Annotated in this window: 8 protein-coding genes and 1 riboswitch; of the genes, 6 read left to right on the top strand and 2 right to left on the bottom strand. The window is 39.7% G+C overall.

All coding sequences use genetic code 11. From position 1 onward, the window contains the following. Positions 1-96: 96 nt before the first annotated feature. The gene (locus D9K81_RS13250; protein ID WP_120373703.1) at positions 97-873 is read left to right on the top strand and encodes an IclR family transcriptional regulator; all 777 of its coding nucleotides are present in this window, start codon (positions 97-99) and stop codon (positions 871-873) included. A 326-nt stretch (positions 874-1199) separates the two neighbouring features. Continuing rightward, complete coding sequence (locus D9K81_RS13245) at positions 1200-3002, top strand: ABC transporter ATP-binding protein (RefSeq protein ID WP_120373769.1); 1803 nt, start codon at positions 1200-1202, stop codon at positions 3000-3002. A 71-nt stretch (positions 3003-3073) separates the two neighbouring features. Here the strand turns inward: D9K81_RS13245 and phoU are convergent, their stop codons facing one another. Together phoU and abuO are read right to left on the bottom strand one after the other, a co-directional pair. Beyond that, positions 3074-3793, bottom strand: coding sequence for a phosphate signaling complex protein PhoU (gene phoU, locus D9K81_RS13240; protein WP_106984095.1), 720 nt, complete (start codon positions 3791-3793; stop codon positions 3074-3076). Positions 3794-3874: 81 nt separating this feature from the next. Next, complete coding sequence (abuO, locus tag D9K81_RS13235) at positions 3875-5227, bottom strand: multidrug efflux outer membrane protein AbuO (protein WP_120373704.1); 1353 nt, start codon at positions 5225-5227, stop codon at positions 3875-3877. A gap of 337 nt (positions 5228-5564) precedes the next feature. On the opposite strand from abuO, the gene D9K81_RS13230 reads away from it, so the two are divergent. The 4 genes from D9K81_RS13230 (at position 5565) to cpdA (ending at position 10344) form a co-directional block, all read left to right on the top strand. Next, positions 5565-6533, top strand: coding sequence for a hypothetical protein (locus D9K81_RS13230; RefSeq protein WP_120373705.1), 969 nt, complete (start codon positions 5565-5567; stop codon positions 6531-6533). Positions 6534-6638: 105 nt separating this feature from the next. Next, positions 6639-6764, top strand: a riboswitch (TPP riboswitch). A gap of 144 nt (positions 6765-6908) precedes the next feature. Further along, positions 6909-8810, top strand: coding sequence for a phosphomethylpyrimidine synthase ThiC (gene thiC / locus D9K81_RS13225; RefSeq protein ID WP_120373706.1), 1902 nt, complete (start codon positions 6909-6911; stop codon positions 8808-8810). A 78-nt stretch (positions 8811-8888) separates the two neighbouring features. Next, positions 8889-9533 (top strand): NUDIX domain-containing protein, encoded by a 645-nt coding sequence (locus tag D9K81_RS13220; RefSeq protein ID WP_120373707.1) that lies wholly within the window; start codon positions 8889-8891, stop codon positions 9531-9533. After that, positions 9520-10344 (top strand): 3',5'-cyclic-AMP phosphodiesterase, encoded by an 825-nt coding sequence (cpdA, locus tag D9K81_RS13215; RefSeq protein WP_120373708.1) that lies wholly within the window; start codon positions 9520-9522, stop codon positions 10342-10344. Before D9K81_RS13220 ends, cpdA begins: the two co-directional genes overlap by 14 nt. The last annotated feature ends 57 nt before the right edge of the window (positions 10345-10401 follow it).

The raw sequence follows: 10401 nt of genomic DNA, 5'->3' as shown, positions 1-10401 counted from the left end.
TAATGTGTCGAAAACTCCTGCATAACAGCGTTGATTTTGTTATAAAGTAACTATTAATTTGAAATTTTACGCTCCTTTTGAGCAAGTAGGTTTTTTATGGCCCTATCCAGTTTTGGTAAAATTCTTACTGTTTTGGACTTATTCTCTATTTCACGTCCTGTCATTAATGTAGATATCATCAGTGAAGAACTCGGCTTATCAAAACCCACAAGCTACCGCTATTTAAAAGAATTAGTGTCTGTAGAACTATTACAACGCTTAAGTGGAACTTCGGGAGATTACACATTAGGCTCTAAAATCGCCGTTTTAGACTATATTTCACGAACCACAGATCCCTTGGTTCAAATCAGTAAGCCCTTTATGCGAGATATTGTTGAACGTACTGAATTTTCTTGCCTTCTCACACACTTAAATCATAATTCATGTATCGATCTACATGATGAGGTCTATAAAAACACGTTGTTGTTGTCGTATGGTCGTGGTTGTCCACGTCCTGTCTTTGTCGGCTCATCCGCTAAAGTCATGATTTCACATTTACCTAAACAGATGATGCTTGACTACTACGAGCGCTTTGCAGATCAATTATTGCAAGTTAACTTTGCTCAAGATCAGCATGAATTTTTAGAAAAAATGAAAAAGATTAAAAAGCAAGGCTACTATTTTTCTGTAGGTGAATTGGATCCTCATATTTCAGGGCTGTCTGTACCCATCAAATTCTCCAGCAAAGAGCCACCTCTCGCACTGACTTTGCTTGCATCAAAAAATCGTTTTGAGTTCGTTAATCTACAAAAACTCATTGAGATTTTGCAAGAAAACGCCAGCTTAATTGAAAAAAAGGTCAATAATCTGACCGAACAAGCTCAGAATGAATAATTAGAAAAAGCTTAGGATATTCGATAAAAATAGTTGAATTTTTAATTAAATTCTCATAATATGATTATTGTTCTTCATCAATCATGATGTTCCATGACATCTTCGTGCGATATAAAGGCATCCCTCAGAAGTAAGAAGCTCATGTTCCATGGGCTTTTTTCTTGTCTATAATCAGCATAGCTCTCGTGAACAATCGTAGCACTTACTTGATCTGGCCTTCTTAACATCAATAAAGTTTTGCTCACAATTTAATAGCAACACGTCACTTGTTAGGATGGTCTGAAATATTTAAACTAAAATCAGTTCAATGATAAAAATAAATGCCTATGAACCTTTGGCAATTGTTTCAAAAATTACGCCCATTTGTTCGTCCTTATAAATTATTGGTCATAGCTACATTAGTTTTAACGCTAATTGGTTCCTTAACAGCACAAGTCAATGCACTGACCTTGCAATATGCTGTCGATCAGATCAATGCCCTTTTGGAAGCTGGCCAAGGGCTGGCTGAAGGCTGGCATATCTTAATTACGATTAGCATCATTTTATTAAGCAAAGAAATTATTAATGCTGTAGTGCAATTTGGGCAAAAGTTTTACGGCGAGAAGCTACGTATTTTTGTATCGCAAGATTTAGCACAAGGCATAATTGAAAAATTCCTGACCTATCGTTTAAGTTTTTTTAATCAAGACAATAATCAGGCAGGTAAATTACAAACTCGTATCGATCGTGGGATTGGTTCACTCACCCGCTTGGTACAAATATTTTTTATTGATATTTTACCTTTATTTACCAGTGCAATCGTTGCTCTGGCCCTGATGTTTTATGCCAATGTATATGTGGGTTTAGTGGCTCTAAGCATTGTGCCCATTTACTTTTGGCTGACCTATAAACAAGCACAAAAACTGGGAGGCTGGCGCAGAAATTTACGTGATGGCCGTGAGAAAAAAAGCCAAGGTATTTTAGGCATTATTAACTCAATTACCGTCATTAAGTCATTTAATCGCGAATCGATTGAAGCCGAAAAGCAACTGAATCTACAAAAAGAACTCACCCACAATCAAATGCACACCCGCCAAACCAGTTTTGTTTTTGATGGTTTAAAAACCTTTATTGAGCAAATTGGCATTGTGCTCATTATTATCTTAACGGCTTATTTTGTGCTCGATGGACAAATGACGATTGGGATGATTATGTACCATGTGCTGCTCTTTAATAATGTCTCAGCACCTATTCGCTCTTTGCATCGAATCTATGACGAAGTGAATGACGCCATGATTTATGCTGAAAGCTTTTTTGGTATTCTGGAAGCTGACCATGAAATTGAAGATTCAGGCCCGTTAAAACCATCAATTCAGGGCGAATTTAAACTACAAAATGTCGATTTTTTCTATCCGAATGGTCATCAAGCCTTAAAGCAAATTAATATGACGATTCAACCCAATAAAATCACCGCTTTAGTCGGCTTATCGGGTGCAGGAAAATCAACACTAATCAGTCTATTAGATAAATTTTATGAGCCTCAAGCGGGCACCATTGAAATTGATGGGATTCCCCTGAATAACATTGACACGCATTATTTACGTGAACATATCGGCTTAGTTCTACAAAAAAATCATATTTTCCAAGGCACAATTTTTGAAAATATCCGTTATGGCAAAACCGATGCTAGCTTAGATGATGTGGTCAAGGCTGCACAAAAAGCCTCAATCCATGAGCAAATTCTACAGCTTGAACATGGCTATGACACAGATGCGCTCATGCTGTCAGGCGGGCAACAACAGCGTATTGCATTGGCTCGTATGTTTTTAAAAAATCCGCCAATTATCTTTTTAGATGAACCCACAGCTAGCTTAGATGCCATTGCAACCGAGCAAATAAAACATAGCCTCGATGACATTAAACAAGGCCGTACTGTGGTGATTATCTCGCATAGTTTGTCGCAAATCATTGATGCCGATTATACCTATGTGATGAAAGATGGCTGCATTGCAGAACACGGCGAACATCATCAGCTTTATCATCAAGAAGGTGTCTATAAAGATATTTTTGATGCTATGGCTAAAAGCCTGAATATTGAAAAAATTGCTAAAACCTTCGAAGAAGATGGTGAAGAAGAAACCCATAGTTAAGTCGAATAAAACTGTGCTCCAATAATGAAAAAGCCTGCTATCCGCAGGCTTTTTCAAATGGTTCTATCAACTTAGCGCTGAACTTTTAGCTCAATTTCTTCAACACTGGTATGGCGCACATCGAGGCCTTTGACCATATAAATCACTTGCTCGGAAATATTGCGTGCATGATCACCAATACGCTCTAAAGAACGTAGTACCCACATCACATTAATCACACGGGTAATATGGCGTGGATCTTCAATCATATAAGTCATTAAGGTACGTGTCGCTGACTGATATTCACGGTCAATGTCGGCATCAGCCAATAGTACTTTTAAAGCCTGATCCACATCTAAACGGGCAAATGCATCTAAGGCATCATGAATCATGACACGTACTTGATTGCCAATATGACGCGTTTCCATATAGCCACGTGGTGAACCGCCCTCTTCGCATAAGCTTTGGGCAATACGCGCAATTTTCGCAGCTTCATCACCAATACGCTCTAAATCGGTATTGGCTTTGGACATGGCAATCACCATACGCAAATCAATGGCTGCAGGATGACGTCGTGCCAAAATTAGGGTGAGCGCTTCATCAATTTCTGTTTCTAAACGATTCACTGCATTGTCTTGAAATTGCACATCAATCGCCATTGCAGCATCGGTGTCCAATAAAGCATGGATTGCGTTTGCCACCTGCTGTTCAACCAAACCACCCATGGTCATAAACTTTGTGTTTACACCCTGTAAGTCTTCATTAAATTGAGACGAAATATGGTGATTTAAAATTGGGTTGTTTGGGCTCAATGCAGGTACTCCACAGCAACAAATCGAGAGAATTTAATATGCTCTATTAAAACATATCCATTATGAAGCTTTTATGACGAACTAAGGTTTATTTATGCGTATATCGACCGTAGGTTGAGACAACCAGACATTCATTTCTTCGAGGTCTGTTTCACCCAGTTTACCTACTGCAGCTTTAAGTTTTAACACATGAACTAAATAATCATATTTGGTGTTTAAGTAATCTTGCTTGGCAGAAAAAGCATTCCGCTGTGCCAACAATACATCGACCATGGTTTTTAAACCTTCACGGTATTGCGCTTGCGATGCTTTGGATACGGTTGCAGAAGAATCCATAGCAGCTTTACGCGCTTGTATTTTACTCTGGTCGGTTTCGACCTGCATATAAGCTTGCTTAACATCCGTTGTGGCTTTACGTACCGCAGCATCCAACTCTGCTTCACTCTTTTGCACATTCACTGCGGCTTGCTTAATTGATTTTTGCGTACGCCCACCGGTATAAATGTTCCAGTTCATTTCAACACCCACTTGGTTGAACTGACCATCTTGCGACATAATCGAGTTTGGACTTTGTTTGGCATAACCATAAGTGCCAACCGCTTCAATTTGAGGATAAAGCGCGGCTTTTTCTACACGCTTTTTATCTTCGGCATAACGTTGTTGCATACGTGCTTGTAAAATACCCAAATTTTGCCCCATGGCTAAGTCTTCCCAAGCCTGCATACTGCTAGGAACAGGTTTTTGAAATTCAAAATCGTCACGAAGCACAGCTAAATTTTCAGTATAAGGGCCAATCATTTGCTGGAGCTTTTCTTGTGCCAAGACCAATTGCACCTGTGTAGCCATACGGTTTGCACGCGCATTTTGATACTGTGCATTGGCTTCACTCACATCACTTTTAGCCACCAAACCTTCTTTGAGCTTGGCATCCATCATTTTGAGTTGTTCAGACAGTGCTTTTTCTTCTTGTAAGTTAGCAACCGTTAAAGCTTGCTGACGGAGCACATTAAAATAAGAATCTGCGACATTTAAAATATGCTCTTGTCGTTGTATGCGAAGATTAATTTCACTCAAATTAATTGAGGTTTTAACCTGCTTTAACCCTTCCCAGGCATCCCATCGAAAAAGGGGCTGGCGGGCTGTTAATGCAATTTGCTTACTAGTCACACTGCTGGGCATATCTAGGCCAACCGAAGCACCCGAGGTATTTTCCCCTTGGTTTTTACGGGTGACATTGCCAGACAAGCTAATCGTGGGTAAGAGATTGCCCGAGGCAATACCCAGATTCAATTGATCGGCTTTGTACTGCAACTGATTGGCTTGCCAAGTAGGATCAGACTGTTTTGCTCGTTCATAAGCATCGACCAAATCCAGAGCCGAGGCCCATGGACTTAATAACAACACACATGTACAGAGTAAGTAATTTATCTTCATTTTTTTTGGCAAATCCCTGCAATTCTTTATCGCTTCTTTGACATTCAAACTGAAGTCAAAGCAAATACTAAAACGATTTATGCAATTTTCCGTATGATTTTTATTAATTTTTTACAGTGATTCTTATAATTTAGCGTATTTTGCTGAAATAATCCTAAATGCTGACAACGCTGTAACAAAGCAATGCACAATACTACACATTCTTCATGCTTTTGGCGCTATAAAATACCGACATTCTATCGGACAAATTTCATTTTCTTGTGATTGGGTGACTGTGTTTTTAAGTTCTTTATTTTCTGTGCCATGCAGAATTTTTCTCATCAGTTGTGTCTTTGCTATGGTTGCCTGTCAGCAACATGATGAAACACATCCAATCAAAGAGCAAATTGAAACGCCCAAAGTTCAAAATACGGCAGTTGATTTGACACTGATGTGCCAAAATATTGAAAAGAATATGGCCGAAATTAATGATCAGCGTACTACTTTTGCTTTAGAACAAATTAATCAAGATTTAAAAGTATGTTTGCCTTTGCTCAAGCTTGAACAACAAAAAGCTTTACTCAAACTCTCATTAGAAATGTACGATGACTTTTTGCAAGTAACACGTACCCCTGCACAGCAAATTGCCTTTGAGCGCTATGCTTTTGATATGGCACAGCATCCAACCATTCATCAAAGCCATTTTGAACAACTCACTCCACGCGATCAATATTTACTGAAACATCAAGGGCAAGCCTATGTCGAGGTGGTAGATACAGGCAATGAAAAACTCACTTACCGTCGTAGTCCTGACTATTTAGCACGTATTTTTGCGCCATATATGCCTGAAGCTGAAAAAGTATTTATTGAAAATTTAGCGCATCAAAATATTGAACCCGCTCTTCAGAATCAAAGCTTGCAGATTGAACCTTTTGAAGTGGCACGGCGCGCTTTATTTTGGGAAAGCTATATTCACCAGTATCCCCAAAGTAGTTACTTAAATGATGCTAAAATCTTATTGGCACAATATCGTTATTTTTTATTTATTGGCTCACCCAAAAGCCTCGTATCTGAAGACTATCATGACCAATATTCTGTACGTGCGAGCTCTTGGGAGGAAATCGAAAAACTCGCCCAAAGCGATGATTCTGAATTATCCAAATTAGCGAAAAAATTTATCCATTTCTATCACATGAGTGATGAAGAAAGACGACAAAATATGCATGCTAAAAAATCTGAGAATGCAGAACAACAATTGATTGATTATCTTAACTTGATCCGTCCACACTCCCATAAAAACTGTTTGACTGATGCCATCTGTTTATAACGCCTGAAAGCTTGCAATTCATTAAATAAGGTTAAAGCCCTCACTGTGGCATTTATTCTGCCCCTTCATGCTTTGTTTTTCTGCACAACTCAGCTAAAATTTGAGCATCGCTTGACGGAGCGCGGGTAATCTCCCGCTGAGATCACTTAAAAGCATTTGATGCTTTTAAAGGTGAGTACCGTTGAACCTGATCAGGTTAATACCTGCGTAGGAATCAAGCCAGCTAAAAACTTAAAGCCTATGTATTGCCTATGGGCGGTAGAAATACCCTGCTTTTACGTATCTTTTTTATATGTAAAATCATCCCCTAAGTACAAATCGCCACTGTTTTTGGTCGTGCTTGATTCGTTGATGTCATTCATAAGGATCATTGCAATGAACCAATTAACGAATCTCACCGCTACAGATCTTTCTGCTCAACATGAGCAAGATGCCAAAGATCTCACCCGAATTTTACCTGCATCACGCAAGGTGTATATCCAAGGTTCACGCCCAGATCTACGTGTTCCAATGCGTGAAATTGCCTTAACCGACACTCCAACCGAACAAGGTTTAGAAAAAAATCCAGCATTGATGGTATATGACACTTCTGGTGTTTACACAGACCCAAACATCAACATTGATCTGAATAGCGGTTTACCACATATACGTGAAACATGGATTGCCGAGCGCAATGACACAGAATGCTTAGATACACTCAGTTCTAAGTTTGGCCAAGAACGCCTACGTGATATTCGTACGGCAGATATTCGCTTTGCACACATTCAAAAGCCACGCCGTGCCAAAATTGGGAACAACGTGACGCAAATGCATTATGCCAAGCAAGGTATTATTACCCCAGAAATGGAATATATCGCGATCCGTGAAAACCAGCGCCAAAGCGAAGGTGTGGACATGCGACAACATGCAGGGCAGAACTTTGGCGCACATAATTTGATGGAAATTACGCCCGAATTTGTGCGTAAAGAAGTAGCTGAAGGTCGGGCCATTATTCCAGCCAATATTAACCATCCTGAAATTGAACCCATGATTATTGGGCGTAATTTTTTAGTCAAAATTAATGCCAACATTGGTAATTCAGCATTGGGTTCTAGCATTGATGAAGAAGTTGCCAAAATGACTTGGGCCACCCGTTGGGGGGCAGATACCATCATGGATCTATCGACAGGTAAAAATATTCATGAAACGCGTGAATGGATTATTCGTAATTCTCCTGTGCCTATTGGCACCGTGCCCATTTACCAAGCTTTAGAAAAGGTCAATGGTGTAGCAGAAGACCTCAACTGGGAAATTTTTAAAGACACCTTAATTGAACAAGCTGAACAAGGGGTCGATTACTTCACTATTCATGCTGGGGTGCTACTGCGCTATGTGCCCATGACCGCTAACCGCCTGACTGGGATTGTATCTCGCGGAGGTTCCATCATGGCACAGTGGTGTTTAGCCCATCATCAAGAAAACTTCCTGTACACCCACTTTGATGATATCTGTGAAATTATGAAAGCCTATGATGTTTCTTTTAGTTTAGGCGATGGCTTGCGTCCGGGTTGCATACAAGATGCCAATGATGAAGCACAGTTTAGTGAACTACGTACATTAGGCGAGTTAACCCACCGTGCATGGGAACATGATGTTCAAGTCATGATTGAAGGCCCTGGGCATGTACCAATGCACATGATTAAGGAAAATATGGACTTGCAACTTGAAGTCTGCCAAGAAGCACCTTTTTATACCCTCGGCCCTTTAACCACCGATATTGCACCTGGCTATGACCATATTACTTCCGCGATTGGTGCAGCCATGATTGGTTGGTATGGCACAGCTATGCTCTGCTATGTTACCCCCAAAGAGCACTTGGGCTTACCCAATAAAAAGGATGTAAAAGACGGCATTATTACCTACAAAATTGCCGCTCATGCCGCCGACTTAGCCAAGGGCCACCCAGGCGCTCAAGCACGTGACAATGCCTTATCCAAGGCACGCTTTGAGTTCCGCTGGGAAGATCAATTCAATTTGAGTTTAGATCCTGATACAGCCCGAAGCATGCATGATGAAACCATGCCAAAAGATGCGCATAAATCTGCGCACTTCTGCTCAATGTGTGGGCCTAAGTTCTGTTCCATGAAAATTACACAAAATGTACGCGAATATGCCAAGGCAAATAATTCTAGCCAAGACACTGAAATGCATACATTAAATAAAAGCGTTGAGAACGGATTTCATGAAATGAAAGCCGTTTATCAGGAACATGGTCAAAAATTGTACCGCAAAGTGTAATTGACGCAAAAATTCTTTTAACTTAGAGCAATTCTCAGTTAGGATGAAAAACAGCTGTTTTTCATCCTAATAAAGCTTATGAATATTATTAAACAAGCCTCTTATAATCAGAATAATTTTACGATAGAAAGCCGTGAGCATGTCTTCAAAGGATTTATTCAAGTTGAAAAAATTAGCTTACGTTATCGCTTATTTAACCAAGAGCAATATAGTCGCACTTTAGCGCGTGAACTCATTCAACGCAAAGAAGCTGCAGGCGTGTTATTGTATAGTCCAACACAACAAAAAATTGGCTTAATTGAACAGTTCCGCATTGGTGCAATTGATGATGTAGATTCTGCATGGCAACTTGAAATCATTGCAGGCGTATTGGATGGAAAAGAATCACCTGAAAGCTGTATTCGCCGTGAAAGCCTAGAAGAATCAGGCTGTGAAATCGACCAACTGCAGCATTTATTTACCTTCTATCCTTCTGCTGGCGCTTGCTCTGAAATTTTTCATTTATATGCAGCAGCCACAGTACTACCTGAACACGGTGGAATTTTTGGCTTAGAAGAAGAAGGCGAAAATATTCAGCTTCATCTGATCGATTACACTGATATTCCAGCATTATTAACCAATGGTCGGTTAAAAAATGCGCCTGTCATTATGGCCTTGCAATGGTTACAAATGCAAATAGATACTATGAAGAATGTCTCAGGGGAAGGACATGCCTCTCATTAACAACAATCACCAACAAAAGCACGAATCCGTGTTTGATTGGACCATTATTCAAATATCAGATACACATCTGATGGATCAGCACGAGTTGGATTTTGTCTCAATAAACCCTGAGCAAAGTTTTCATGAGGTGATGTATCACATTCGCCAAGAAGTCCCCCATATTGATGCCATTATTCATACAGGCGATCTCGCTCAAGTACCTGTAGCAGAAACCTATGCGCGTTATTTACAGTTCATGACCCAATTAGAGATTCCCCATTATCAAATTCCGGGCAATCATGACTGTACAGAAATATTTCCATTCCATTTACAGCAAGATCAAGCACACATTTTACATTATGGCGCATGGAGTACAATTTTGCTCAACAGTGCTGTGAAAGACAAAGTAGATGGCTGGATTAGCGAAGCACAATTACAACAACTACATCAGCTTCTTAGCGACCACCCGCAACAACATATTCTGATTGCTTGCCATCATCATCCGTTTGCAATGGAATCTGCATGGATTGATCAGCATAAACTCAAAAATGCGACACATCTCATGGATGTGATTGCACAGCATACTAATGTCAAAATTGTCATCTGTGGCCATGTGCATCAAGACTCAATGAACACATGGAATAATATTCAATTTTTATCGACGCCTTCGACCAGTATTCAATTTAAACCACACAGCCAAACCTTTGCTTTAGATCAAGTTTTACCTGGCTACAGAGTGATACGCTTAAAGAATAATGGCGAATTTGAAACTGAAGTGCATCGTGTTGCTTTATCGCAGCCACAAATAAATATCGAAATTTCAGGTTATTAACTTTTCAATTTGTTTTTTTTCTATTACTTTATGTCCTCAAATGGAAAAGTGATATAA

The sequence above is a fragment of the Acinetobacter chengduensis genome (assembly GCF_003664645.1).
GTDB classification, from domain to species: domain Bacteria; phylum Pseudomonadota; class Gammaproteobacteria; order Pseudomonadales; family Moraxellaceae; genus Acinetobacter; species Acinetobacter chengduensis.
The sequence above is the reverse complement of the archived record's forward strand: the minus strand, read 5'-3'. Positions and strand labels throughout refer to the sequence as shown.

What these genes read in the sequence shown, in the direction of transcription:
- D9K81_RS13250 (WP_120373703.1), top strand. Translation starts at nt 97, where the DNA reads ATGGCCCTATCCAGTTTTGGTAAAATTCTTACTGTTTTGGACTTATTC.
- D9K81_RS13245 (WP_120373769.1), top strand. Translation starts at nt 1,200, where the DNA reads ATGAACCTTTGGCAATTGTTTCAAAAATTACGCCCATTTGTTCGTCCT.
- abuO (WP_120373704.1), bottom strand. Translation starts at nt 5,227, where the DNA reads ATGAAGATAAATTACTTACTCTGTACATGTGTGTTGTTATTAAGTCCA.
- D9K81_RS13230 (WP_120373705.1), top strand. Translation starts at nt 5,565, where the DNA reads ATGGTTGCCTGTCAGCAACATGATGAAACACATCCAATCAAAGAGCAA.
- thiC (WP_120373706.1), top strand. Translation starts at nt 6,909, where the DNA reads ATGAACCAATTAACGAATCTCACCGCTACAGATCTTTCTGCTCAACAT.
- D9K81_RS13220 (WP_120373707.1), top strand. Translation starts at nt 8,889, where the DNA reads ATGAATATTATTAAACAAGCCTCTTATAATCAGAATAATTTTACGATA.
- cpdA (WP_120373708.1), top strand. Translation starts at nt 9,520, where the DNA reads ATGCCTCTCATTAACAACAATCACCAACAAAAGCACGAATCCGTGTTT.